Source organism: Streptomyces drozdowiczii (assembly GCF_026167665.1).
Lineage (GTDB): Bacteria > Actinomycetota > Actinomycetes > Streptomycetales > Streptomycetaceae > Streptomyces > Streptomyces drozdowiczii_A.
The window spans coordinates 3,881,348-3,905,568 of sequence record NZ_CP098740.1 but is presented as its reverse complement, the minus strand read 5'-3'; the positions used below and the strand labels follow the sequence as shown (position 1 = coordinate 3,905,568).

At 71.6% G+C, this 24,221-nt stretch carries 22 protein-coding genes and 1 pseudogene; 10 read left to right on the top strand and 13 right to left on the bottom strand.

Translation table 11 applies throughout. The features are described 5' to 3' along the window. Positions 1-136 precede the first annotated feature (136 nt). A complete protein-coding gene (locus NEH16_RS17765) occupies positions 137-910 on the top strand; it encodes a hypothetical protein (protein ID WP_276104595.1) in 774 nt (257 codons plus the stop codon). A 13-nt stretch (positions 911-923) separates the two neighbouring features. Here the strand turns inward: NEH16_RS17765 and NEH16_RS17760 are convergent, their stop codons facing one another. Next, positions 924-2,786: a hypothetical protein gene (locus NEH16_RS17760; protein ID WP_265543565.1), complete on the bottom strand. Its 1,863-nt coding sequence runs from the start codon at positions 2,784-2,786 to the stop codon at positions 924-926. Positions 2,787-2,920: 134 nt separating this feature from the next. Between NEH16_RS17760 and radA the strand changes: the two are divergent. Together radA and disA are read left to right on the top strand one after the other, a co-directional pair. After that, positions 2,921-4,332, top strand: a pseudogene (gene radA / locus NEH16_RS17755) (DNA repair protein RadA). Between the two features lie 125 nt (positions 4,333-4,457). Continuing rightward, positions 4,458-5,582, top strand: a complete 1,125-nt coding sequence (gene disA, locus NEH16_RS17750) for a DNA integrity scanning diadenylate cyclase DisA (RefSeq protein WP_026171409.1) — start codon at positions 4,458-4,460, stop codon at positions 5,580-5,582. 35 nt (positions 5,583-5,617) lie between these two features. Here the strand turns inward: disA and NEH16_RS17745 are convergent, their stop codons facing one another. Continuing rightward, positions 5,618-6,385 (bottom strand): hypothetical protein, encoded by a 768-nt coding sequence (locus NEH16_RS17745; protein ID WP_265547242.1) that lies wholly within the window; start codon positions 6,383-6,385, stop codon positions 5,618-5,620. 333 nt (positions 6,386-6,718) lie between these two features. Between NEH16_RS17745 and NEH16_RS17740 the strand changes: the two genes are divergently transcribed. The 5 genes from NEH16_RS17740 to cseC all read left to right on the top strand — a co-directional run bounded on the left by NEH16_RS17740 (position 6,719) and on the right by cseC (position 11,241). Next, the gene (locus tag NEH16_RS17740) at positions 6,719-7,621 is read left to right on the top strand and encodes an A/G-specific adenine glycosylase (RefSeq protein WP_265543563.1); all 903 of its coding nucleotides are present in this window, start codon (positions 6,719-6,721) and stop codon (positions 7,619-7,621) included. A 306-nt stretch (positions 7,622-7,927) separates the two neighbouring features. Further along, positions 7,928-8,476: a SigE family RNA polymerase sigma factor gene (locus tag NEH16_RS17735; protein ID WP_018520495.1), complete on the top strand. Its 549-nt coding sequence runs from the start codon at positions 7,928-7,930 to the stop codon at positions 8,474-8,476. Then, positions 8,464-9,189 (top strand): hypothetical protein, encoded by a 726-nt coding sequence (locus NEH16_RS17730; RefSeq protein WP_265543561.1) that lies wholly within the window; start codon positions 8,464-8,466, stop codon positions 9,187-9,189. Before NEH16_RS17735 ends, NEH16_RS17730 begins: the two co-directional genes overlap by 13 nt. 10 nt (positions 9,190-9,199) lie before the next feature. Further along, a complete protein-coding gene (gene cseB / locus NEH16_RS17725) occupies positions 9,200-9,904 on the top strand; it encodes a two-component system response regulator CseB (protein WP_073966314.1) in 705 nt (234 codons plus the stop codon). After that, positions 9,901-11,241: a two-component system sensor histidine kinase CseC gene (gene cseC / locus NEH16_RS17720; RefSeq protein WP_073966315.1), complete on the top strand. Its 1,341-nt coding sequence runs from the start codon at positions 9,901-9,903 to the stop codon at positions 11,239-11,241. Before cseB ends, cseC begins: the two co-directional genes overlap by 4 nt. Before the next feature lie 57 nt (positions 11,242-11,298). Here the strand turns inward: cseC and NEH16_RS17715 are convergent, their stop codons facing one another. Beyond that, positions 11,299-12,882, bottom strand: coding sequence for an MDR family MFS transporter (locus NEH16_RS17715; RefSeq protein ID WP_265543558.1), 1,584 nt, complete (start codon positions 12,880-12,882; stop codon positions 11,299-11,301). Positions 12,883-13,005: 123 nt separating this feature from the next. On the opposite strand from NEH16_RS17715, the gene NEH16_RS17710 reads away from it, so the two are divergent. Beyond that, entirely contained in the window at positions 13,006-13,590 is a 585-nt protein-coding gene (locus NEH16_RS17710; protein WP_265543556.1) for a TetR/AcrR family transcriptional regulator, read from the top strand. Between the two features lie 44 nt (positions 13,591-13,634). On the opposite strand, the gene NEH16_RS17705 is transcribed toward NEH16_RS17710, so the two are convergent. The 3 genes from NEH16_RS17705 to NEH16_RS17695 form a co-directional block, all read right to left on the bottom strand. Further along, complete coding sequence (locus tag NEH16_RS17705) at positions 13,635-14,360, bottom strand: M23 family metallopeptidase (protein ID WP_265543555.1); 726 nt, start codon at positions 14,358-14,360, stop codon at positions 13,635-13,637. A 417-nt stretch (positions 14,361-14,777) separates the two neighbouring features. Beyond that, complete coding sequence (locus NEH16_RS17700) at positions 14,778-15,971, bottom strand: PQQ-binding-like beta-propeller repeat protein (protein ID WP_374215647.1); 1,194 nt, start codon at positions 15,969-15,971, stop codon at positions 14,778-14,780. Between the two features lie 287 nt (positions 15,972-16,258). Further along, entirely contained in the window at positions 16,259-18,784 is a 2,526-nt protein-coding gene (locus tag NEH16_RS17695; RefSeq protein WP_073966320.1) for an ATP-dependent Clp protease ATP-binding subunit, read from the bottom strand. 440 nt (positions 18,785-19,224) lie between these two features. Here NEH16_RS17695 and NEH16_RS17690 point away from each other — a divergent pair, with 440 nt between their 5' ends. Further along, positions 19,225-19,845 (top strand): SCO3374 family protein, encoded by a 621-nt coding sequence (locus NEH16_RS17690; protein WP_265543551.1) that lies wholly within the window; start codon positions 19,225-19,227, stop codon positions 19,843-19,845. Here NEH16_RS17690 and NEH16_RS17685 read toward each other — a convergent pair. From NEH16_RS17685 to nadC, 7 genes are all read right to left on the bottom strand, one after another. Further along, on the bottom strand, positions 19,824-20,159 hold the full coding sequence (locus tag NEH16_RS17685; RefSeq protein ID WP_018102272.1) for a histone-like nucleoid-structuring protein Lsr2: 336 nt from the start codon (positions 20,157-20,159) through the stop codon (positions 19,824-19,826). The genes NEH16_RS17690 and NEH16_RS17685 overlap by 22 nt on opposite strands. 156 nt (positions 20,160-20,315) lie before the next feature. Next, a complete protein-coding gene (locus NEH16_RS17680; RefSeq protein WP_073966322.1) occupies positions 20,316-20,873 on the bottom strand; it encodes an amino-acid N-acetyltransferase in 558 nt (185 codons plus the stop codon). Between the two features lie 9 nt (positions 20,874-20,882). After that, entirely contained in the window at positions 20,883-21,335 is a 453-nt protein-coding gene (locus tag NEH16_RS17675; RefSeq protein WP_073966323.1) for a BlaI/MecI/CopY family transcriptional regulator, read from the bottom strand. 120 nt (positions 21,336-21,455) lie between these two features. Beyond that, positions 21,456-21,635 (bottom strand): hypothetical protein, encoded by a 180-nt coding sequence (locus NEH16_RS17670; RefSeq protein ID WP_018102269.1) that lies wholly within the window; start codon positions 21,633-21,635, stop codon positions 21,456-21,458. A gap of 43 nt (positions 21,636-21,678) precedes the next feature. Next, positions 21,679-22,251: a hypothetical protein gene (locus tag NEH16_RS17665; protein ID WP_265547240.1), complete on the bottom strand. Its 573-nt coding sequence runs from the start codon at positions 22,249-22,251 to the stop codon at positions 21,679-21,681. Positions 22,252-22,387: 136 nt separating this feature from the next. Continuing rightward, positions 22,388-23,185, bottom strand: a complete 798-nt coding sequence (locus NEH16_RS17660) for a type III pantothenate kinase (protein WP_073966325.1) — start codon at positions 23,183-23,185, stop codon at positions 22,388-22,390. Then, positions 23,185-24,216, bottom strand: coding sequence for a carboxylating nicotinate-nucleotide diphosphorylase (nadC, locus tag NEH16_RS17655; protein WP_265543548.1), 1,032 nt, complete (start codon positions 24,214-24,216; stop codon positions 23,185-23,187). The genes NEH16_RS17660 and nadC overlap by 1 nt, the downstream gene beginning before the upstream one ends. Positions 24,217-24,221 lie beyond the last annotated feature (5 nt).

Sequence of the window (24,221 nt, the reverse complement as noted above, 5' to 3'; positions counted from 1 at the left end):
GGCACGCTACTGCGGGCGGGGCACTTACTCTGGGCCCGTGCCAAAGACGAAAAAGGCGAAGCCGGGCAAAGCCACGAAGAAGCGGGACATCGAGGCGGAGACCCCGCAGGACATCAAGCATGTCGAGAAGGTGGAGATGCACACGCCGGCGGCGGAGCCGGATCCTTCCGACGAGACGGAGCTGGACTTCGCGCGCGCCTGGGTGGAGTTCCCCGACCCCGCCGACGACGAGCAGGTCTTCCGCTGCGATCTGACCTGGCTGACGTCCCGGTGGACGTGCATCTTCGGCAGCGGCTGCCAGGGCATCCAGGCGGGCCGCGCGGACGACGGCTGCTGCACGCTGGGCGCGCATTTCTCGGACGAGGACGACGAGAAGCGGGTGGCCGGTCATGTCGCGCGCCTCACTCCCGAGCTGTGGCAGTTCCACGACGTGGGTACGGAGACGGGCTGGACGCAGACCGACGACGACGGGGAGCGCCAGACGCGGCGCTGGCAGGGCTCGTGCATCTTCCAGAACCGGCCGGGCTTCCCGGCAGGGGCGGGCTGCTCGCTGCACATCCTGGCGCTGCGGGAGGGCCGGGAGCCGCTGGAGACCAAGCCGGACGTGTGCTGGCAGCTGCCCGTACGGCGTACGTACGAGTGGATCGACCGGCCCGACGACACGCGGGTGCTCCAGGTGTCGATCGGTGAGTACGACCGGCGGGGCTGGGGCCCGGGCGGCCACGACCTGCACTGGTGGTGCACGTCGGCGACCTCGGCGCACGGGGCCGGCGAGCCGGTGTACGTGTCGTACCGGCCGGAGCTCATCGAGCTGATGGGCAAGGAAGCGTACGACACGCTGACCGAGCTGTGCGAGCAGCGGCTCGCCTCGCTGCTGCCGATGGCCCCGCACCCGGCGGACCCGGCGTAGTCCGGTCGCACCGTCAGTCCGCGGGGGGCGGGGTGCTCGGGCCCTTCGGCGGGGCGGGCGGTTCCGACGAGCCGGTCGGGTCCGGGGGCGGGCTCGTCTCGGGCTCCGTGGGCGTCGGCGTGGGCGTCGGGTCGGTCGGGTCCGGTGTCGGGGTGGTCGGATCCGGAGTCGGGGTGGACGGGTCCGGCGGCGTCGGCCTCGGCGGGGCCGGGCGCGGGTGCAGTCCGCGCGGCGTGGCGCCGGGGGTGGGCGCCTTGGCCCCGTAGCCGTGCAGGGCGACGACCGCGCCCGAGGGGGCGACGGTGAGGTGCGCGGTCCAGGGCCCCGCGGGCTGCCGCGCGTGGTCCACGAGGGCGCGGATCGTGACGCTGCCGCCGGCCGGGAGCCTCCCGGAGGTGTGGCTCAGGCTCACCCAGGACCGGTCGGTGGCGGCGGACCAGGAGACCGGTCCGGCCTTCGAAGCGGTGAGGGTGATCAGGGTCGCGGAGCCGGCGGTGCTGGTCCGCACGGTGAGCCGGCCCTCGCCGTGCCCGGCCGGGCCGCGGGAGGGGTCGGTGCCCTTGCTGATGATCTCCGCGGAGACCTCGGGCAGGGAGTCCTTGCCGGTGAAGCGGGAACCGGCGTCCGGGCGGGCGTTGCCGGCGTTCTCGTAGTCGTCGTAGGGGGCCTGGGCCGCACCGGTCCCGTTGTCGGCGGCGCTGACCGCCGGGCCGTCGCGGCCCTCGCCGGTGAGGGGCGCGCCCCGGTAGGCGGACCACAGGGCGATGACCGGGGCGGCGACCACGGTGGCGACGACCGTCGTCGTCATGACCCGGGAGCGCAGCCGGTCGCGGCGGGCCGCGTGGTCCTTGGGGTCCATGGGGAAGCCGGTGCGGTCGAAGCGTGGTGTGGCGGACCGATTCTTCTGGTGTTTCTGCGCGTGCAGCATGGCCACGTACGCGGACGGCCTCGGGGCCTCCACGACCGGCAGCACGGCGGCCGGGGTCACCGCCTTGCCGGGCCACGGCCCTTCGGCCCCGGCGCGCTCGGCGGCGCGGCGGCAGCGCGGGCAGTCGTCCACGTGCCGGACGAGCTCGCGGCGGAGCGTGGGCGAGAGGAGGGCGCGGTGGTCGCCGGTGAGGCGGCCGGCCGTGGGGCAGTTGCCCGTCTCGACCACGGCGAGGGCGGCCCTGGTCCGCTCGACCTCGCAGGCGGCGCCCGCCAGGAGCTCCCGGGCGGCCGTGGCGTCGAGGCCGAGGACGGCGGCGACGGCGCGCGGGGTCAGCCCGTGCCGGACGGCCAGCTCCAGGGCCTCGCGCTGCTCCGGTGTGGTGCCCGCGGCCTCGGGCCAGGCCAGCTGGGCCAGCTCCCGGCGGTGCGCCTCGGCGGCGGGGGCGCTTTCGGGGGCCTCCGACGACGGGGCGGGCGCGGTGGGCGCGGTGGGCGCGGCCGGGCGGGCGGCCGGTGACGCGGGGCGCGCCGCGCGGCGGGCGGGGCGGGCGGCCGCCGGGGCGTGGCGGTCCTCGTCGGCGGGCCTGCGGTGCGGGGGGCGGGCGGGGTCGGGGCGGCGGTGGGCGCGGCGGCCCTGCTTCTGCTCGGTGAGCCGGCGCAGACAGGTCCACCTGGCGAGGGCGTACAGCCAGGTTTTACGTTCCTCCTCGTCGGCCGGGCAGCGGGAGCCCTGGCGTTCGGCGAGGGCCAGGACGCCGCCCAGCGCCTCGGTGGCGGCGTCGTGGTCGCAGAGGACGGAGAGGCAGTAGGTGAAGAGGCCGTCGAGATGCGGCTCGTAACGGGCCGGCGGCTTCTTCGGCGCTGCGTGCGAGGAGTGGGGCGCGCGATGCTGTCCCCGGTGCGCGCCGGGGGTGTTCGTCGGAGTCTCCAGCCTGCTGCTCGTCACCTTGCGACCGTAGGCGCGGCGGCCCCGCCCCTCGCACTCCTTGAGTAGATTTAACCCTTACGGGTGAACGTATCGCGCGATAAGGGACAGGAGTTCCCGGCCGCGTTGTCAGAGCCCACCGATACGGTGGCGCCATGGCTGCCCGTACGAAATCCGCGAAGGACCGGCCGTCCTACCGCTGCACCGAATGCGGCTGGACCACCGCGAAGTGGCTCGGCCGTTGCCCCGAGTGCCAGGCGTGGGGGACGGTCGAGGAGTTCGGCGGTGCGCCCGCCGTCCGGACCACGGCGGCGGGGCGGGTGTCCACCGCCGCGCTGCCCATCGGCCAGGTCGACAGCCGGCAGGCCACCGCCCGGCCGACCGGGGTGAGCGAGCTGGACCGGGTGCTGGGCGGGGGTCTGGTGCCCGGGGCCGTCGTGCTGCTCGCGGGCGAGCCGGGCGTCGGGAAGTCCACACTGCTGCTCGACGTCGCGGCCAAGGCGGCGACCGACGAGCACCGCACGCTGTATGTGACGGGTGAGGAGTCCGCCTCCCAGGTCCGGATGCGGGCCGACCGGATCCGGGCGATCAGCGACCACCTGTATCTGGCGGCGGAGACCGACCTGTCGGCGGTCCTCGCCCACCTCGACGCGGTCAAGCCCTCGCTGCTGATCCTGGACTCGGTGCAGACCGTGGCCTCGCCGGAGATCGAGGGCGCGCCGGGCGGGATGGCGCAGGTCCGCGAGGTGGCGGGGGCGCTGATCCGGGCCTCCAAGGAGCGCGGGATGTCGACGCTGCTCGTGGGCCACGTCACCAAGGAGGGCGCGATCGCCGGGCCCCGGCTCCTGGAGCACCTGGTGGACGTGGTGCTGTCGTTCGAGGGCGACCGCCATGCCCGGCTGCGCCTGGTGCGCGGCGTCAAGAACCGGTACGGGGCGACCGACGAGGTCGGCTGCTTCGAGCTGCACGACGAGGGGATCACCGGGCTCGCCGATCCGTCCGGCCTGTTCCTCACGCGGCGCGACGAGCCGGTGCCGGGCACCTGCCTGACCGTGACGCTGGAGGGCAAGCGGCCCCTGGTCGCGGAGGTGCAGGCGCTGACGGTGGACTCGCAGATCCCGTCCCCCGGCGGACCACCTCGGGCCTGGAGACCTCGCGGGTGTCGATGATGCTCGCGGTCCTGGAGCAGCGCGGCCGGATCAGCTCGCTGGGCAAGCGGGACATCTACAGCGCGACGGTGGGCGGCGTGAAGCTGTCCGAGCCGGCCGCCGACCTGGCGATCGCGCTGGCGCTGGCGAGCGCGGCGAGCGACACACCGCTGCCGAAGAACCTGGTGGCGATCGGCGAGGTGGGGCTCGCGGGCGAGGTCAGACGGGTCACGGGGGTGCAGCGCAGGCTGGCCGAGGCGCACCGGCTGGGGTTCACGCACGCCCTGGTCCCGACCGATCCGGGCAAGGTCCCGGCCGGTATGAAGGTGACGGAAGTGGCCGACATGGGCGACGCGCTCAGGGCGCTCCCGCGCCGGACCCGCGCACAGGCCCCCCGGGAGGACGACGCACGCCGGTAGACTTTGCCCTGGTCTCGCCCGTCCGTACGAACGGTACGAGGGACGTAGGGTCCTTCGATTGAATTGGGCCTGCTCCGTAGCGACAGGCCACGAGGGCACCGCAAACCTGTGACCGGAGGAGTGCAGTGGCAGCCAGCGACCGGGCAGCATCGCCCGGAAAGTCCGGCCAAACCACGGGCAACGAGGCGCTGATGCGCGCCTCGTTGAGCGCCGTCGCGCCCGGAATGGCCCTGCGGGACGGCCTGGAGCGCATTCTCCGCGGCAACACCGGGGGTCTGATCGTGCTCGGCATGGACAAGACCGTCGAGTCGATGTGCACGGGCGGCTTCGTGCTGGACGTGGAGTTCACCGCGACCCGGCTGCGGGAGCTGGCCAAGCTGGACGGCGCCCTGATCCTCGACAAGGACATGACCAAGATCCTGCGCGCCGGGGTGCAGCTGGTCCCGGACGCGTCGATCCCCACCGAGGAGACCGGCACCCGGCACCGCACGGCGGACCGGGTCTCCAAGCAGTGCAATTTCCCGGTCGTCTCGGTCTCCCAGTCGATGCGCCTGATCGCGCTGTACGTGAACGGGGAGCGGCGGGTCCTGGAGGAGTCGGCGGCGATCCTGTCCCGCGCCAACCAGGCCCTCGCGACGCTGGAGCGGTACAAGCTGCGGCTGGACGAGGTCGCCGGGACGCTCTCCGCGCTGGAGATCGAGGACCTGGTGACCGTCCGGGACGTGACGGCGGTGGCCCAGCGCCTGGAGATGGTCCGCCGGATCGCGACGGAGATCGCGGAGTACGTGGTGGAGCTCGGCACCGACGGGCGGCTGCTCTCGCTCCAGCTGGACGAGCTGATCGCGGGCGTGGAGCCGGAACGCGAGCTGGTCGTGCGGGACTACGTGCCGGAGCCGACCGCGAAGCGCTCGCGCACGGTGGCGGAGGCGCTGACCGAGCTGGACTCGCTGACCCACACCGAGCTGCTCGAACTCCCGGTGGTGGCGCGGGCGCTGGGCTACAGCGGTTCGCCCGAGACGCTGGACTCGGCGGTGTCGCCGCGCGGTTTCCGGCTGCTGGCGAAGGTGCCGCGGCTGCCGGGCGCGATCATCGACCGGCTCGTGGAGCACTTCGGCGGTCTGCAGAAGCTGCTCGCGGCGAGCGTGGACGACCTCCAGACGGTGGACGGGGTCGGCGAGGCCCGGGCGCGCAGCGTGCGCGAGGGCCTGTCCCGGCTGGCCGAGTCGTCCATCCTCGAACGGTACGTGTAGCCCCCGGCGCTCCCCCGGGGCGCACGCCCCGGCGCTCAGTCCTTCGCGAGGACGAACGAGGCGCGCTGCACCGGCTGGCCCGGGGCCTTGGCCTCCACGAGGTACGTGCCCGGCTTGGCCTTGCCCGGCGGCGGCGTCGCGCACTTGGGGGCGCTCTTCGCCCGGTCCCACTCCACGGTGTGCACGACGGTCGTCCCGGCGGGCACCTCGATCAGGGCGGGCTTGGGATTGCGCGGGCAGTCCTTGGACGACCAGACCTCGTCGTCGTCCCCGCCCGCCTCGGTGACGGTGAGTACCGCGCTCTTCGGCCCGAAGTCGGCCTTGCAGGCGGTGGACGAGGTGTTCGTGACGAACAGCCGGAACTTCGGCTTCTCGTCGGGGGCGTAGCTGAGTTCGGTCTTCAGGGAGATCCGGATCGCCCCGGCGGTGCAGTCGGGGAGCGAGGAGCCGGCCGGGGCCGGACGCGCGGCCTGCGCGCCTTCGCCCGTACCGGAGCCGGCGGAACCGGAAGCGGAACCCGAACCGGTGTCCTGGCCAGCGCCGTTGGCGTCCGAGGAACCCGAGGAGCCGCCCGTACCGGCGGAACCGCCGCCCGAACTGCCGTCCTTGTCACCGCCGCTGCCGCCGGAGCCGTCCGACTCGCCGCTCCCGCCGGGCTGTTCGGTGATCGCGGGGCCGGAACCGGAGGGTCCGGGCGTGATCGATCCGGCGGGTCCTGAGCCAGGCGGTTTGGAGTCGTCGTGGTGGTCTCCGTTGCCGCCACCGGAGGTGACGGCCCATGCGATCAGCAGCGCGAGCAGCACGACCAGGGCCGCCGCGACCGCCCTCCGTCGCCAGTAGATGCTGGAGGGTAGCGGACCGATCGGATTGCGCAGAGATCCCACGGCGCAAACTGTACGAGAGATCCGGCCCAACTCCCGCCCCACCCGCCGCCTTGATCCCCAAGTTTTCCGGATCATCATCCCGCGAGGGCCAGTTCGGGCACCGGAAGCGCGCGATGTGACCCCCTGCGACGAAACGTTTGCGCACGGTGAGCGCGCCGAGGCGGGCGGAAAACGGGCCATCGGCCAGTTGCCGCAACGGCTCGCGGGGCGTGGGGCCTGTAACCGGAACGCCGTGTCAGGATCGAAGGTGCGATGACTGCCACGACTGCGACACAGACGCCCCCCGCCTCCCTCCACGCCCCCGTGATCGGGTGGTTCGACCAGCACGCCCGCGATCTGCCCTGGCGCCGCCCCGAAGCGGGCGCCTGGGGTGTGATGGTGAGCGAGTTCATGCTGCAGCAGACCCCCGTCAGCCGGGTCCTCCCGGTCTACGAGCAGTGGCTCGCCCGCTGGCCGCGCCCCGCCGACCTCGCGGCCGAGCCGCCCGGCGAGGCGGTCCGCGCCTGGGGCCGGCTCGGCTACCCGCGCCGCGCTCTGCGGCTCCACGGGGCCGCCCAGGCGATAACGGAACGCCATGGCGGAGACGTACCGAGTGAGCACGCCCAGCTCCTCGCCCTGCCCGGCATCGGCGAGTACACGGCGGCGGCCGTGGCCTCGTTCGCGTACCGGCAGCGTCACGCCGTCCTCGACACCAACGTCCGCCGGGTCTTCGCACGGGCCGCGACCGGCATCCAGTACCCGCCGAACGCGACGACCGCCGCCGAACGCAGGCTCGCCCGGGAGCTGCTGCCCGACGAGGACGAGCGGGCGGCCCGCTGGGCGGCGGCCACGATGGAGCTGGGCGCCCTCGTCTGCACCGCGAAGAACGAGGACTGCTCGCGCTGCCCGATCGCGGAGCAGTGCGCCTGGCGGCTGGCCGGGAAGCCCGCGCACCAGGGGCCGCCGCGCCGGGGCCAGACCTACGCCGGCACGGACCGGCAGGTGCGCGGCCGGCTCCTCGCCGTGCTGCGCGACGCGGTCGGCCCGGTGCCGCAGGCGGCGCTCGACGCGGTGTGGGACGAGCCGGTGCAGCGCGCCCGCGCGCTGGACGGGCTGGTCGCCGACGGCCTGGTGGAGCCGCTGGCCGGTGGCCGCTACCGGCTGCCGCTGACCTGAGGGCCGGGCCGTCCCACCCGCGTAACAGCGTCCGCCCGCCTTCGTAACAACGGCGGACAGGGCCCGCCCTCCCCGTGACAATGACGGGGTGGGCGGGCCCTTTCGCGCGTCCGGCGCGGGATCGTTTGTCCGGTCTCCTCCCCGCGCTGTTACACAACCGATGGACAGCCGTGCGCCCGCCTACGGCTGCCCCGCACAGCCTCGTGACAACCGCTCCGTAGCGTCTGCGACGTCAGCCGGAACGACCACCGGCGGACGGCGGTACGAGCGGTTCAACGGGGATCCACGGGGATGGAGGCGGTTGTGATGGCGCAGGGCGAGGTGCTCGGCTTCGAGGAGTACGTACGGACCCGGCAGGAGGCGCTGCTGCGCAGTGCGCGCCGGCTCGTCCCGGACCCGGTGGACGCCCAGGACCTGCTCCAGACCGCGCTGGCCCGGACCTACGGCCGCTGGGACCGCATCGAGGACAAGTCCCTCGCCGACGCCTATCTGCGCCGCGTCATGATCAACACCCGCACCGAGTGGTGGCGGGCGCGCAAGCTGGACGAGGTGCCCACCGAGCAGCTGCCGGACGCGAGCATCGAGGACGGCACCGAGCAGCGCGCCGACCGCGCCCTGCTGATGGACATCCTGGGCGTGCTGGCTCCCAAGCAGCGCAGTGTCGTCGTCCTGCGACACTGGGAGCAGATGAGCACGGAGGAGACGGCCGCGGCGCTCGGCATGTCGGCCGGTACGGTGAAGAGCACGCTGCACCGTGCGCTGGCGCGGCTGCGCCAGGAGCTGGAGAACAGGGAAGCGGCGAGCCGGGATGCCCGGCTCGCCGAGGAGCGGGGGCGGGAGCGGTGCGCGGCCTGACAGGCAGCGGTGACGAGGGCACGGTCACCGGCACGACAGGCGGGGGAAGCGCGGGCGTCGGCAGACGCCTGCTGACCGGCTGGGCGGCGAGCAGCGCGGCCCTGGCCGGCCTCGCCGTCTTCGGGCTGTTCGCCGTCAGCTGCTCCACCGGCGGCACGGGGACCCGGGACGAGGGCCCGGCGGGTGCCGAGCCGGTCGTCCGGGTCACCCCGAGCACCACGGCCGCCTCGACGGCGAAGCCCGCGCCCCGGGTGGACGCGGTGGCGCTGCTCAAGGCCGATCCGAAGGTGAGCGGGCGGGTCCGGATGGACCTGAAGGCGTGCAGCGGCGACGAGTATCCGGTGGACACCTCGTACGGCAGGATCACCGGCGGCGCGTCCGCCGACGTCGTGGTCAACGTGATGACCTGCGGCGACTCCGTGGGGGTCGGCACCTATGTCTACCGGCCGCGCGCCGACGGGACGTACGAGAACGTCTTCACCGTCGAGCAGCCGGCCGTCTACGGCACCATCGACCGCGGGGACCTGGTGGTGACGACCCAGGTGTACGAGAAGAAGGACTCGGTGGCCTATCCCTCGGGCGACGAGGTGATCACGTACCACTGGGCGAACGGCCGGTTCACCGAGCAGGACCGGGTGCGCAACGACTTCAACCGGGCCGTGGGCGCCGGTGACGGGGACCTTCCCGAGCCCACGGAACCGCCGAGGAACTGAGGGCTTTCCGATGGCCGAGACCCATGTGCTGTTCGTCGAGGACGACGACGTCATCCGCGAGGCCACCCAGCTCGCGCTGGAACGGGTCGGCTTCGCGGTCACCGCGGTGCCCGACGGGCTGGCCGGCCTCGAAGCCTTCCGGGCGGACCGCCCCGACATCGCGCTGCTCGACGTCATGGTCCCCGGTCTGGACGGGGTCAGCCTGTGCCGCCGCATCCGGGACGAGTCGACGGTCCCGGTGATCATGCTGTCGGCGCGGGCCGACTCGATCGACGTGGTCCTCGGCCTGGAGGCCGGCGCGGACGACTACGTGACCAAGCCCTTCGACGGGGCGGTCCTGGTGGCCCGGATCCGGGCAGTGCTGCGCCGCTTCGGCCATGCGTCGGGCGGCCGGGCGGACGGCGGGCAGCCGGAGCCCGAGGCCGTCGGCGGGGTGCTGGTCTTCGGGGACCTGGAGGTCGACACCGAGGGCATGGAGGTCCGCAGGGGCGGTGCGCAGGTGGCGCTGACGCCGACCGAGATGCGGCTGCTGCTCGAATTCTCCTCGGCGCCCGGCACCGTGCTCTCCCGCGACAAGCTGCTCGAACGGGTCTGGGACTACGGCTGGGGCGGGGACACCCGGGTCGTGGACGTCCATGTGCAGCGGCTGCGCACGAAGATCGGCCAGGACCGGATCGAGACGGTCCGCGGCTTCGGCTACAAGCTCCGGGCATGAGGCGGCCCGCCCTGCGGACGGGTGTCCGCTGGAAGATCAGCATCGCCATCGCGGCGGTCGGCGCGCTGATCGCGGTCGCGCTGAGCCTGGTGGTGCACAACGCGGCCCGCGTCTCGATGCTGGAGAACGCCCGCGAGGTCCAGCTGGAGCGGCTGACCTACGCGCAGCTGCTGTACGAGGCGAAGAAGACGAAGAAGGCGGACCCCCGGTTCGGGGCGAAGCTCAACGATCCGACGATGCCGCGGAGCCTGCGCGAGGAGGTCCGCCGCAACCGCCGCGCCACGCATGTGGAGGACTCCGGCGGGGTGCCCGACGTCTGGGCGGCCGTGCCGGTGGGCAACGGGAACGTGCTGTCGCTGCACACCCGGTTCGCGGACCGCTCGACCACGATCATGGGCGACCTGGACCGGGCCCTGATCATCGGTTCGGTCTCGGTGGTCCTCGGCGGCTCCGCGCTGGGCGTGCTGATCGGCGGCCAGCTCTCGCGCCGGCTGCGCAAGGCGGCCGCGGCGGCCGGCAAGGTCGCCCAGGGCAACACGGACGTCCGGGTCAGGGACGCGGTCGGCGGGGTCGTGCGCGACGAGACGGACGAGCTGGCCGGTGCGGTGGACGCGCTGACCGACGCGCTGAACGGGCGGATCGAGGCGGAGCGCCGGGTCACCGCGGACATCGCGCACGAGCTGCGTACGCCGGTGACCGGGCTGCTCACGGCCGCCGAGCTGCTGCCGCCTGGCCGCCCGACGGAGCTGGTGCGGGACCGGGCCCAGGCGATGCGCACGCTGGTCGAGGACGTGCTCGAGGTGGCCCGGCTGGACAGCGCTTCGGAGCGGGCCGAGCTCCAGGAGATCGCGCTCGGTGAGTTCGTCAGCCGCCGGGTCGCGCTGCTGGACCCGGAGGTCCGGGTGCAGGTCGTGCACGACTCCTGGGTCAACACGGACCCGCGCCGCCTGGAACGCATCCTGGGCAACCTGCTGGGCAACGCGGCCAAGCACGGGTCGACCCCGGTGGAGGTGACGGTCGAGGGCCGGGTGGTCCGGGTCCGCGACCACGGGCCCGGTTTCCCGGCGGCGCTGCTGCGGGAGGGGCCGAGCCGGTTCCGTACCGGGTCGACCGACCGGGCCGGGCACGGGCACGGTCTCGGGCTGACGATCGCGGCGGGTCAGGCCCGGGTGCTCGGGGCCCGGCTGACCTTCCGGAACGCGGCGCCGGAGGGGGCGGCGGAGGGCAGCGGCGGGGCGGTCGCGGTGCTGTGGCTGCCCGAGCACGCGCCGACGGCCACGGGCAGCTATCCGATGCTCCAGTTCGCGGAGCAGCGGAGCCCGGAGCCGGGGAGCTGATACGAGGAGGGCCCCGGGACGCGTGGTCCCGGGGCCCTCCTCGTACAGCCGTGCCGGTCAGATCTCCGCGACCGCCGGGGCGGGCTTGGCCTCGGGACCGGCGCCCCGCAGCGGGACCTCCTTGACGAACAGGGAGGCGACGACCGCGACCAGGCCGACGGACGCGCCGACGAGGAACGCGATGTGGGTGCCGGACGACACCGCGAACTCGTACGCCTCGCGCACCGGGACAGGCAGCTTGGCCAGGCTCGCCGCGTCCAGCTGGGCGGAGTGCGCGGTGGCCGCGCCGCCGCCGTGGGCCGCCATCTCGTCCTGGACCTTGCCGGTGAACAGCGCGCCCATGATGGCGACGCCGAAGGAGCTGCCGAGCGTGCGGAACAGGGTGGTCGAGGAGGAGGCGACGCCCATGTCCTTCAGCTCGACGCTGTTCTGCGCGACGAGCATCGTGATCTGCATCAGGAAGCCCATGCCGGCGCCGAGCACCGCCATGTAGAGCCCGGAGGTGAAGCGGCTGGTGCCGGTGTCCATCTGCGCGAGCAGGAAGAGGCCGATGACCATGAGGATCGAGCCCACGACGGGGAAGACCTTGTACTTGCCGGTGCTGGTGGTGACCCGGCCCGCGATGAGCGAGACGACCATCATGGACAGCAGCATCGGCAGGAGCAGCAGCCCCGAGTTGGTCGCGGAGGCGTGCTGCACGGACTGCTGGTAGAGCGGCAGGAACAGCACCGCGCCGAACATCACGAACCCGGCCATGAAGCCGACCACGGACATGAGCGTGAAGTTGCGGTTGCGGAATATGTGGAGCGGGATGATCGGCTCGGCGGCCTTCGTCTCCACGAAGAGGAAGCCGGCCAGCGCGGCGACGCCGATCGCGATGAGCTCCATGATGACCGCGGAGTTCCAGTCGTACTCGGAACCGCCCCAGGTGGTGACCAGCACGATCGCGGTGATGCCGATGGTGAGCAGCGCGGCGCCGAGGTAGTCGACGTTCCGCTTGGTGCGCTCGCGCTTGGGCAGGTGCAGCACCGCGGTGATCATGACGAGGGCGACGGCGCCGAGCGGCAGGTTGATGTAGAAGCTCCAGCGCCAGCCGAGGTGGTCGGTGATGGTGCCGCCGACCAGCGGTCCGCCGATCATGGCGATGGCCATCACGCCGGCCATCATGCCCTGGTACTTGCCGCGCTCGCGGGGCGGCACGAGGTCGCCGATGATCGCCATGACGCCGACCATCAGACCGCCGGCGCCGAGGCCCTGGATCGCCCGGAAGCCGATGAGCTGGCCCATGTCCTGGGCCATGCCGCTGAGGACCGAGCCGATCAGGAAGATCACGATGGACGTGAGGAAGATGCCCTTGCGTCCGTACATGTCGCCGAGCTTGCCCCAGATGGGCGTGGACGCGGCGGTGGCCAGGGTGTACGCGGTGACGACCCACGAGAGGTGTTCGAGGCCGCCGAGGTCACCGACGATGGTCGGCATCGCGGTGCCGACGATCAGGTTGTCGAGCATCGCGAGCAGCATGGCGATCATCAGGGCGAGCACCACCACCCGGACGCTGCGCTGCGGCGGAGCCGGTGGCTCCGCCTTCGTGGCCGGTGTGCCGCCCGCCTTCCCGTCCGCCGTCTTGATCAGGTCCGCCATCTTCCCCAACTCCCCAGTCACCCTGCCACCGGGCCCTTACTTGCCGCCCGGCTAGTTGCTTACACTGGAGGAAGGTAGCCCCGTAACTAGCCGGGCGTCAAGTAAGTTGATTGGGAGAGCACCATGGGCAGCACGCCGCAGCCGCGCCGGGGCAACACCCGCCAGCGCATCCAGGACGTCGCCCTGGGGCTCTTCGCCGAGCAGGGCTACGAGAAGACCTCGCTCCGGGAGATCGCCGAGAAGCTCGACGTCACCAAGGCGGCGCTCTACTACCACTTCAAGACGAAGGAAGACATCCTCGTCTCCATCTTCGAGGACCTGAACCGGCCGGTGGAGGAGCTGATCGCCTGGGGCGAGACGCAGCCGCGCACCCTGGAGACCAAGACGGAACTGCTCCACCGCTACAGCAACGCGATGGCGGACGCCGCCCCGCTCTTCCGCTTCATGCAGGAGAACCAGGCGACGGTACGGGATCTGAGCATCGGCGACACGATCAAGCACCGGGTCCTCGGCCTGGTGGACCTCATCAAGGAACCGGACGCCCCGCTCACCGACCAGGTGCGCTGCTTCAGCGCGCTCTTCACCCTGCACGCCGGGATGCTCGCGCTCAGGGACGTCGAAGGCGACCCCGAGGAGAAGCGCAAGGCCGCTCTCGAAGTCGCCGTCGAACTGGTCACCCGGGCCCACGACCCGGAAACCCCCCGGTAGCCCTGCTCGGGAGCAGGGGCCGGGGGCCGGGAGCACGGGCCGGATCAGACGTTGATGCCGTGCTTGTGCAGGAAGTTGACCGGGTTGACCGCCGAACCGTAGTTCGGGGTGGTCCGGATCTCGAAGTGCAGGTGCGGGCCGCTGGTGTTGCCGGTGTTGCCGGACAGGGCGATCTTCTCGCCCTTCTTCACGTGCTGGCCGATGTGCACGTCGATCTTGGACAGGTGCGCGTACTGCGAGTACGTGCCGTTGCCGTGCGAGATCACGATGGCGTTGCCGTACGCGGGGCCGTCGCCGCCGCCGTTCGGGCCGGCCTTCACGATCGTGCCGCTGTGGGCGGCCTCGACCTTGGTGCCGATCGGCACGGCGAAGTCCTGGCCGGAGTGCTTGTGGGCCCAGCGGCTGCCGTCGTTGCCGAAGCTCGCGGTCAGGCTGTAGTGCTCGACCGGGGTCTCCCACGGAAGCTTGGCGATGGCCTTCTTCTTGGCGGCGGCCTTCTTCTTCGCGGCTTCCTTCTTCTTCGCCGCGTCGGCCTTCTTCTCGGCCGCGTGCTTGGCCGCGGCCTTGCCCTGCGCGGTGGCCTGCTGGGCGACCGAGTCGGCGGTGGCCGAGGAGACCAGGGCGTGGGCCTGGGGGGCGTCCGCAGTGCCGGCCGCGAACGCAGCACCCGCACCGAGAACCATCGACGTCCCCAGACCGGCTGCCACCACGGCGCCGCGCATACGGGACACGGACGGGCGGCGGGACTGGAACGTAACGCGCTTCGACATAAGCGGAAATCCTCCGGGAGATGACTGGACCCGGCGGTGTGCCGGGCTGGCCATACCTTGGTAACCCGCACCCCCGCCGGGGCTCAAACACCCCATCTACGATCAAAAGCCGTAGAAAGCACCCCGGGAATTCGCCCGAAGGCCCCCGGCCGCACCCCCTCGGGAAGACCCCGAAAGTCCTCCCCGGAACAGGTTTAGAGCCAGCTCGAAACCGCCCTAACCGGACATACGCCCTCTGTACGGGCATACGCTCCCGAACCCGCCGAGGGCCCGTCCGCCGTAGGGCCGAAAGGCCCCCGACGGATCGGGCCCGTTGCTCCTAAGGCGGCTAGTAGGCCCTGAATGGCCTGTGCGCCTTGTCACCGGCGGTGGGACCGAAGGCCGTCCGTTTCGGGACCTTCGGCCCGGCGCCCGGGGCTATCCCACGGGCAGCCCGGTCACCTTCTTCGCGTGCAGCGCGACCACGTTCCTGCCGCCCGAGGCCAGGTACCAGCGGTCGATGTCGCCGGAGCCGTCGTTGTACGTCCAGAGCAGCTTGCCGTCGGACGGGTCGAAGGCGTGGATGCCGCCGTTCTTGTCGAACTGGGTGGCCCCATAGAGGACGCCGCCCACCTTGGCGAACTGCCAGGGGGCGTCGATGTCCAGGCTCTCCGGGTTGTGCCAGTGCCGCTTCCCGGTCGCCGGATCGACCGCCCACAGGGCGTGGACGGTGTCCGAGACGTAGAGGACGCCGTCCAGCACGGCCGGGTCGTTGAAGCGGCTGTACTTCTCGGTCGCGAAGGACCAGCGCTCGGCGCCCGTCTCCAGGTCGAAGGCGCGCAGCTGCTCGCCGGTCGCGATGATGACCAGGCCCTCGTGGACCTCGAAGCCGCGGTTGCTGCTGCGGCCGGTCTTCTTCGTCCACACCTGGTGGCCGGTCGCGGTGTCGCGGACCGTGAGATTCTCGCGGAAGTCCGTGTAGACGAGGCGCTTGCCGGAGACGCGCGCGGTGATCCCGTTGGCCTCGGTGCCGTGGTCGCGCTGCTCGCGCCAGACGACCTTGCCGGAGGAGGTGTCGATGGCCGCGATCACGTTGTCGGGGGTCCGGAAGTCCTTGTCCAGGATCCCGGCGACGACATAGACGTGGTCGGCGTCGGCGGCGATGACCCGGGGCTGGGAGTACTCCTTGTCACCGAGGCGGCTGCGCCAGGTGTCCCTGCCCGTCTTGGGGTCGAGCCCGATGATGTTGCCGTCGTAGCGGGCGCTGGCCAGGTAGAGGGTGCCGTCGCCGATGAGCATGCTCGCGCCCGGGGTGGTCACCTCGGCGCGCGACCAGAGCTCCTTGCCGGTGGCCAGGTCGCGGGCCACCAGCGGGTCGCCGGAGACCAGCACCACGTCGTCGACCACGGCGACCGCGGAGATCCAGGCGAGACCGTCGTACGTGGTGGCGTGCTGCCAGGCCGGCTTCGGCTTACCGCCCGGCGCGGGGGCGTCGCCCCCGGGCCGGGCGGACTCCCCCGGCTTCGGCGAACCCGAGCCGCCGCCCCCGGCCGGCTCCTCGACCGGGCCGCAGGCCGCGGTCCCGGCGCCCAGCAGGGCCAGCCCCGCCCCGGCTCCGGCCAGCTTGATCATCCGCCTGCGCGACACATCGCCTCTGCCCATGGCGTGCCCGTCCCCCTCGTTCGTTACGTGATTCCGGGCCCCCGTTCGCAATCGGGAAGCCCCGCCCGGGTCGATCGCCCGAGGCGGGGCCAGATTAACGAGGGGTTTTCGGTCCACGCGCGTAGCGAACGCGACCGGAACGTTCCTGTGACGCCGCTGTCACCGTGTCCGCGACGCGAAAAGAGGCGGCCCCGGCCGGTCGAAACCGGTCGGGGCCGCCTCTGGACGCTACTGCCGGAAGGGGCAGAAGGCGCCTGTCACGCTTCCTTCGTCATGTTCGGGCCGCCGCCCGCCGCCTGCTCGATCGGCGGGACGTCGGGCAGAGCCGACTTCTCCTCGCCGCGGAAGGTGAACTTCTCGTCGTCGCCCTCGCCCTCGCTGCCGACGACCACGATGTGGCCGGGGCGCAGCTCGCCGAAGAGGATCTTCTCCGAGAGGACGTCCTCGATCTCGCGCTGGATCGTCCGGCGCAGCGGCCGGGCGCCCATCACGGGGTCGTAGCCCTTCTTGGCGAGCAGCTTCTTGGCGTCCGTGCTGAGCTCGATGCCCATGTCACGGTCCTTGAGGCGCTCGTCCACCTTCGCGATCATCAGGTCGACGATCTCGATGATGTCTTCCTGGCTGAGCTGGTGGAAGACGACCGTGTCGTCGACACGGTTGAGGAACTCGGGCCGGAAGTGCTGCTTCAGCTCTTCGTTGACCTTGACCTTCATCCGCTCGTAGTTCGTCTTGACGTCGCCCTGGGCGGCGAAGCCCAGGTTGAAGCCCTTGGAGATGTCCCGGGTCCCGAGGTTGGTCGTCATGATGATGACCGTGTTCTTGAAGTCCACGACCCGGCCCTGGGAGTCGGTCAGGCGACCGTCCTCCAGGATCTGGAGCAGGGAGTTGAAGATGTCGGGGTGGGCCTTCTCGACCTCGTCGAAGAGGACGACGGAGAACGGCTTGCGGCGCACCTTCTCGGTGAGCTGGCCGCCCTCCTCGTAACCCACGTAACCGGGGGGCGAACCGAAGAGACGCGAGACCGTGTGCTTCTCGCTGAACTCCGACATGTCGAGGGAGATCAGCGCGTCCTCGTCACCGAACAGGAACTCGGCGAGCGTCTTGGACAGCTCGGTCTTACCGACACCGGACGGGCCGGCGAAGATGAACGAGCCACCGGGGCGCTTCGGGTCCTTCAGACCGGCCCGCGTACGGCGGATGGCCTGCGAGAGCGCCTTGATGGCGTCCTTCTGCCCGATGACGCGCTTGTGGAGCTCGTCCTCCATGCGCAGCAGCCGGGAGGACTCCTCCTCGGTCAGCTTGAAGACCGGGATGCCGGTGGCGGTGGCGAGGACCTCGGCGATGAGCTCGCCGTCGACCTCGGCCACGACGTCCATGTCGCCGGCCTTCCACTCCTTCTCGCGCTTGGCCTTCGCCGCCAGCAGCTGCTTCTCCTTGTCGCGGAGGGAGGCTGCCTTCTCGAAGTCCTGGGAGTCGATGGCCGACTCCTTGTCGCGGCGCACGCCCGCGATCTTCTCGTCGAACTCGCGGAGGTCCGGCGGCGCGGTCATCCGGCGGATGCGCATCCGGGAACCGGCCTCGTCGATCAGGTCGATCGCCTTGTCCGGCAGGAAGCGGTCCGAGATGTACCGGTCGGCCAGCGTCGCGGCCTGGACCAGCGCCTCGTCCGTGATGGACACGCGGTGGTGGGCCTCGTAGCGGTCGCGCAGACCCTTGAGGATCTCGATGGTGTGCGGCAGCGACGGCTCCGCGACCTGGATGGGCTGGAAGCGGCGCTCGAGCGCGGCGTCCTTCTCCAGGTGCTTGCGGTACTCGTCGAGCGTGGTGGCACCGATGGTCTGGAGCTCGCCGCGCGCCAGCATGGGCTTCAGGATCGAAGCCGCGTCGATGGCGCCCTCGGCGGCACCCGCACCGACCAGCGTGTGGAGCTCGTCGATGAACAGGATGATGTCGCCGCGGGTGCGGATCTCCTTGAGGACCTTCTTCAGGCGCTCCTCGAAGTCACCGCGGTAGCGGGAGCCGGCGACCAGGGCGCCGAGGTCGAGGGTGTAGAGGTGCTTGTCCTTGAGGGTCTCGGGCACCTCGCCCTTGACGATGGCCTGGGCCAGGCCCTCGACGACCGCCGTCTTGCCGACGCCGGGCTCGCCGATGAGCACCGGGTTGTTCTTGGTGCGGCGGGAGAGCACCTGCATGACCCGCTCGATCTCCTTCTCGCGCCCGATGACCGGGTCGAGCTTGGATTCGCGGGCGGCCTGCGTGAGGTTGCGGCCGAACTGGTCGAGCACCAGCGAGGTGGAGGGCGTGCCCTCCGCGGGGCCGCCGGCGGTGGCCGCCTCCTTGCCTCCGGAGTAACCGGACAGCAGCTGGATGACCTGCTGGCGCACCCTGTTCAGGTCGGCGCCGAGCTTCACGAGGACCTGGGCGGCGACGCCCTCGCCCTCGCGGATCAGGCCGAGCAGGATGTGCTCCGTGCCGATGTAGTTGTGGCCGAGCTGGAGGGCCTCGCGGAGCGACAGCTCCAGGACCTTCTTGGCTCGGGGCGTGAAGGGGATGTGGCCGGACGGGGCCTGCTGGCCCTGGCCGATGATCTCCTCCACCTGCTGGCGGACCGCCTCGAGCGAAATCCCGAGGCTCTCCAGGGCCTTAGCGGCGACACCCTCACCCTCGTGGATCAGGCCCAGGAGGATGTGCTCGGTGCCGATGTAGTTGTGGTTGAGCATCCGGGCTTCTTCCTGAGCCAGGACGACAACCCGCCGCGCGCGGTCGGTGAACCTCTCGAACATCGTTAATCGCTCCTCAGAGCGGTCAGGCAGTAAGGGGTCGGTCCCCTCCCTGTCCTTCCGCAGCTTAGTCCCGCAAGCGGGGACCGCTCATTTCAACTGCCGACACCCGGCCCTGCTTCCCGGGGGATCGCCCGCCCCGAACGCCGACAACTGCTCCAACCCGATGGTGCGAGACGATGTTCCCGCAGGCCAGGCCAATACCCCAGTCGCCAGTACGCCGATGGCGAACGTGAGACGTGGATGGCTTGCGTGTCGCCCCTCCCCACTAGGGATGTCTTACCCGCAATTACAGACAGTCCATGCGGCGTACGCGGGTTCCCTCCGCTACGGGCGAACATCTTCGTACTCCTGAATGCGCCCGTACGCCCCCAACCCGGACACCCTACGCGGTCACTTGTGCGCTTTACGTAACCTGGGGGCCGGTCGGGGGTTGTTCCGTCATGACCCTCACCGTCCCGCCGCCCCGTGTCCCGCCCGCCGTCGAGTCGGGCGGTGACGCCCGGGGCGAGCCGTGGGACGGCTGGGCCGGGTGGTACGAGCGGGAGATGGGCTGGGCCACCGCGGGCGGTGCGCCGGTGCGGCTGCTGACCGGGCTGCGGTTCGACGTGCTCGTCGTCCCCGCCGTGGCCGGGCACGCGGCGCTGCGGCGGGTGGGCCCTACGGGGCCGGTGGCGCTCATGGGGCTGCGGATGAGCCTGCTGGTGGCGCCGGGGAGCGCGGAGGAGCTTCCGGGGCTGCTCGACTGGCTGGAGTGGGGCGGGGTCGCGCTGTCGCTGACCGGTCTGGGCGCGGGCGGGCGGATCACCGCTCCGCCGCCGCCCGGACGTCCGGCGGAGCCGGGGGCCGCCTCCTGGCTGCGGCCCCCCAGGCCGTCACGGGAACAGGACGAAGCGCCGGTTCTCCCGGCTTTCTCCGGCTTCGGGAGCGCGCGTGGCGATGCTCCCGACCTCGTCCGGCTCGTGGACGCCGTGGCGACGGAATGCCACCGGGCCCGACTGGCGCGTGCCCGGGCCGGCTTGTTCCACGATGAGCCCGTGGCTCAGCCGTTGGCCTTCTCGTAAGCCTCACGGATCTCGGCGGGGACGCGGCCGCGGTCATTCACATTGTGGCCGTTCTCGCGGGCCCACTTACGGATCTCGGCGGTGTCCTTGTTGCCACCGGAGACGGCGCGGCCCTTGCCGCGTCCCGACGCCGCACGGCCACCGGTACGCCGGCCGTTCTTCGCGTAGGGCTCGAGAAGGGAACGCAGCTTGTCCGCGTTGCTGGTGGTGAGGTCGATCTCGTACGTCTTGCCATCCAGCGCGAACGTCACCGTCTCGTCCGCCTCGCCACCGTCGAGGTCGTCAACAAGAAGGACCTGAACCTTCTGTGCCACCGGATTTCCTTTCATCGAAAATGGAGTACGCGGAAAGGAAACCGCTTTTCCCCGGAAAACACAAACCCCCGGGAGAGGTTCAGCAGCTCAAGGAGACGGGAAACGTGCGCGATTCGGACATAGGGGCGTGCGCCCCTCTTCCCGCTCTTCGCGCGGTCACAGGTGCAGAAGCATCCGGCTGTTGCCCAAGGTGTTCGGCTTCACTCGTTCGAGACCGAGGAACTCCGCGACTCCCTCGTCATAGGAACGCAGCAGCTCGCTGTAGACATCTCCGTCGACGGGCGTCTCTCCGATCTCCACGAAGCCGTGCTTCGCGAAGAAGTCGACTTCGAAGGTGAGACAGAAAACCCGGCGGACACCGAGCCAGCGGGCGGTGCGCAGCAGCTTGTCGAGGACCTGGTGGCCCACTCCGGCGCCCTTGAGGCCGTGGTCGACGGCGAGCGTGCGGACTTCGGCGAGGTCTTCCCACATGACGTGCAGGGCACCGCAGCCGACGACCGAGGCGTCCTCGTCGCGTTCGGCGATCCAGAACTCCTGGATGTCCTCGTAAAGCGTGACCGTGGCTTTGTCGAGGAGGATGCCTTCCCGCACGTAGCCGTCGAGGAGACGGCGGACGGCGGGTACATCGCTCGTCCGTGCGCGCCGGACGGTGATGGCCATGTTTATAACCGACGGTTCGGTCCGGTAATCGGTTTGCGGAAGCTCTGAGGACATACGCAGACGCTATCGCCCGGCCTCCGGCTCCGCGCCATCGGCCGCTTCACCGGCTTCGCCGTCCCCGGCTCCGTCCGCGGGGGCCGGGCCGTCCTCGGGAAGAGCGGGCAGAACGATCCGCATCGCGTCGCGCAGAGCCTCGCGCTGCTCGGCCGACATCATCCCGAAGAACGCGACGAGCGCGGCCGCCGGGTTGTCGCTGAGCGACCAGGCTTCGTTCATCAGGGCGGCGGCGTATGCGGCGCGGGTGGAGACGGCCGTATATCGATATGCGCGGCCCTCCACTTCGCGGCGGACCCAGCCCTTCTGATGGAGATTGTCCATTACCGTCATGACGGTGGTGTAGGCGATGGACCGCTCCTGCTGAAGGTCCTCCAGGACTTCCCGCACAGTGACCGGACGGTTCCATTCCCAGACCCGTGTCATCACGGCGTCTTCGAGCTCTCCCAATTGACGGGGCACAGCGTCACCTTAGTGCCAGATGTCTGGAATGCGTAGCTATTCACACAGCAAAAGGGCGTACGACTCCTCGGGAGTCGTACGCCCTTTCGTTTACGGGAGCGCCGGGCGCGCCCGGAGGGGTCAGGCCCCTTCGGTGCGCGGGGTCTGCTGAACCGACTCGGCGCGGCTGATCGCCGCGTCCACGGCCGCGTCCTCCTTGGCCTTGTTGGGGCCGCCCTGGCTCTTGACGATCGTCACGACCAGGCCGATGAAGAAGGCGGCCATCACCACGGGGGGCACGAGCGCGGATACATAGTCCATGCCCTCCAGAGTAGCGAGCGGCTTCCCGGCTCCCCGAGAGGCCCTACCCCGCGCGGCGCTGCGGCGGCTGCGGTGCGGGGCGGCGCGGCGGGAAGACCTCGGAGGGCTTCGGGGCCGGGCGCTCGGACGGCGGTACGGGGCGGGCCGGGGCCGGCGGCGCCTTCGGCTTGTCCGGCTCGGCGGCGCGCCCGCCGGGCAGCGCGAGCAGCCGGCTGCGGGGCGCCGGGGCGGTCGCGTGCACGGCCCGTCCGGCGAGCCGGGCGCGCACCGAGCGCTCCGCGATCATCTGGCAGCGCTCCAGGAGGGCCGCGGCGAGCGGGCCGCCGCGCAGGGCGCGCAGCGCGGCCAGATCCTCGGGGAGCGGGTCGTATCCGGCGGCCAGGGCGTCCTGGAGAAGCTCCAGATAGCCGGTGAGGGAGCCGGGGAGGGCGTCGCGGTAGCGGACGAGGTCGGCGAGGAGGAAGGCGCGCAGCCGTCCGGCCTCGGCGACGGCCTCGTCCACGCTGCCCGCCAGCCGCAGGCAGTCCTGGACATCCTCGTCGGGCAGGGGCGCGGGGTGCAGCGCGAAGGCGAGGGCGCGTCGGAGCACTCGCAGCTCGTCCGCGCTGAAGGCCATACCGCCGCGTGATCCGTAGGGCGTGGGCATGACGCGACAATACGTGCTAAAGGGACAAAATCGGCTTAACTGGTCGTCGGTGGCGCGGCGGCCCCGGGGCGCGTCCGCACCCGGAACCGCCGGTCAGGGGCCTCCCCTACAGTCGCGACACGTTGCGCTCGTACACCAGGCGGAGCCCGATGAGGGTCAGCCAGGGCTCGTGCTCGTCGATGACGGAGGACTCGTTCAGCACCATCGGAGCAAGGCCGCCCGTCGCGATGACGGTGACATCGTCCGGATCGTCCGCCAGCTCCTTCTTCATCCGCTCCACGACCCCGTCGACCTGACCGGCGAAGCCGTAGATGATGCCCGCCTGCATGGCCTCGACGGTGTTCTTGCCGATGACGCTGCGCGGCCGGGCCAGCTCGATCTTGCGGAGCTGGGCGCCCTTGACGCCCAGCGCCTCGACGGAGATCTCGATGCCGGGCGCGATGACACCGCCGGTGTACTCGCCCCGGGCCGAGACCGCGTCGAAGGTGGTGGCCGTGCCGAAGTCGACCACGATCGCCGGACCGCCGTAGAGGTCGACGGCGGCGACCGCGTTGATGATGCGGTCCGCGCCGACCTCCTTCGGGTTGTCCATCAGGATCGGCACCCCGGTCTTGATGCCGGGCTCCACGAGCACGGCGGGGACGTCTCCGTAGTAGCGGCGGGTCACCTCGCGCAGCTCGTGCAGCACGGCCGGGACCGTGGAGCAGATCGCGATGCCCTCGATGCCGTCGCCCAGCTCCATGCCGAGCAGCGGGTGCATGCCCATGAGGCCCTGGAGCAGCACGGCCAGCTCGTCGGCGGTGCGGCGGGCGTCCGTGGAGATCCGCCAGTGCTCGACGATCTCCTCGCCGTCGAACAGGCCGAGGACGGTGTGGGTGTTCCCGACGTCGATGGTGAGCAGCATCAGGCGCCGGCCCCGTCGGTGTCGCGGAAGTCCAGGCCGATGTCCAGGATCGGCGAGGAGTGGGTCAGCGCGCCCACGGCCAGGTAGTCGACCCCGGCCTCCGCGTACGCGCGGGCCGAGTCGAGGGTGAGCCGGCCGGAGGACTCCAGGATCGCGCGCCCGCCGGTCAGGGCGACCGCCTCGGCGGTCTCGGCCGGGGTGAAGTTGTCCAGCAGGACCAGGTCGGCGCCCGCGTCGAGGACCTCGGTGAGCTGGGCCGGGGTGTCCACCTCGACCTCGATCGGGACGTCCGGGAACTCCTCCCTGACCCGCTTGAACGCCTCCGCGACCCCGCCCGCCGCGATGACGTGGTTGTCCTTGACCAGCGCGGCGTCGGACAGCGAGAACCGGTGGTTGACGCCGCCGCCGCAGCGCACGGCGTACTTCTCCAGGGCGCGCAGCCCGGGCGTCGTCTTGCGGGTGTCCCGGACCTCGGCCTTGGTGCCCTCCAGCACGTCGGCCCAGGCGCGGGTGGCGGTGGCGATGCCGGAGAGCCGGCAGAGCAGGTTGAGGGCGCTGCGCTCGCCGGTGAGGAGGTCGCGGGTGCGGGTGGTGACGGTCAGCAGCTTCTGGCCGGGGGCGACGCGGTCGCCGTCCTCGACGTGCCGCTCGACCTCGAACTCGGAGGTGCAGACGATCGACAGGACCGCCTCGGCCACGCGCAGCCCGGCCACCACACCGGCCTCGCGGGCGGTGAAGTCGCCGGTGGCCATGGCGTCCTCGGCGACGGTGGCGACGGTCGTGACGTCCACCCCGCCGTCCAGGTCCTCGGCGATGGCGAGGTGCGCGATGTCCTCGACCTGGATCGGGTCCAGGCCGGATTCGACGAGGAGCTGGGCGAGGGCGGGGTCGAGCCCGCACTCCTCGTACTCCTCGTCGCCGCCGCAGCCGCAGCCGTCCCCGCAGCCGCCCGCGGCGGGGGCGGGCGCGCCGACCCGGATCAGCGGGACGTCCACGGGTGTGGGGCGCGGATTCTCTTCGGGCGTGCTCACGGTTA

What these genes read in the sequence shown, in the direction of transcription:
- NEH16_RS17680 (WP_073966322.1), bottom strand. Translation starts at nt 20,873, where the DNA reads ATGTCCTCAGAGCTTCCGCAAACCGATTACCGGACCGAACCGTCGGTT.
- cseB (WP_073966314.1), top strand. Translation starts at nt 9,200, where the DNA reads ATGGCCGAGACCCATGTGCTGTTCGTCGAGGACGACGACGTCATCCGC.
- NEH16_RS17665 (WP_265547240.1), bottom strand. Translation starts at nt 22,251, where the DNA reads ATGGCCTTCAGCGCGGACGAGCTGCGAGTGCTCCGACGCGCCCTCGCC.
- NEH16_RS17765 (WP_276104595.1), top strand. Translation starts at nt 137, where the DNA reads ATGCACACGCCGGCGGCGGAGCCGGATCCTTCCGACGAGACGGAGCTG.
- NEH16_RS17740 (WP_265543563.1), top strand. Translation starts at nt 6,719, where the DNA reads ATGACTGCCACGACTGCGACACAGACGCCCCCCGCCTCCCTCCACGCC.
- NEH16_RS17670 (WP_018102269.1), bottom strand. Translation starts at nt 21,635, where the DNA reads ATGGACTATGTATCCGCGCTCGTGCCCCCCGTGGTGATGGCCGCCTTC.
- NEH16_RS17700 (WP_374215647.1), bottom strand. Translation starts at nt 15,971, where the DNA reads ATGATCAAGCTGGCCGGAGCCGGGGCGGGGCTGGCCCTGCTGGGCGCC.
- cseC (WP_073966315.1), top strand. Translation starts at nt 9,901, where the DNA reads ATGAGGCGGCCCGCCCTGCGGACGGGTGTCCGCTGGAAGATCAGCATC.
- NEH16_RS17660 (WP_073966325.1), bottom strand. Translation starts at nt 23,185, where the DNA reads ATGCTGCTCACCATCGACGTCGGGAACACCCACACCGTCCTCGGCCTG.
- NEH16_RS17705 (WP_265543555.1), bottom strand. Translation starts at nt 14,360, where the DNA reads ATGTCGAAGCGCGTTACGTTCCAGTCCCGCCGCCCGTCCGTGTCCCGT.
- NEH16_RS17735 (WP_018520495.1), top strand. Translation starts at nt 7,928, where the DNA reads ATGGCGCAGGGCGAGGTGCTCGGCTTCGAGGAGTACGTACGGACCCGG.
- NEH16_RS17695 (WP_073966320.1), bottom strand. Translation starts at nt 18,784, where the DNA reads ATGTTCGAGAGGTTCACCGACCGCGCGCGGCGGGTTGTCGTCCTGGCT.
- NEH16_RS17710 (WP_265543556.1), top strand. Translation starts at nt 13,006, where the DNA reads ATGGGCAGCACGCCGCAGCCGCGCCGGGGCAACACCCGCCAGCGCATC.
- NEH16_RS17715 (WP_265543558.1), bottom strand. Translation starts at nt 12,882, where the DNA reads ATGGCGGACCTGATCAAGACGGCGGACGGGAAGGCGGGCGGCACACCG.
- NEH16_RS17690 (WP_265543551.1), top strand. Translation starts at nt 19,225, where the DNA reads ATGACCCTCACCGTCCCGCCGCCCCGTGTCCCGCCCGCCGTCGAGTCG.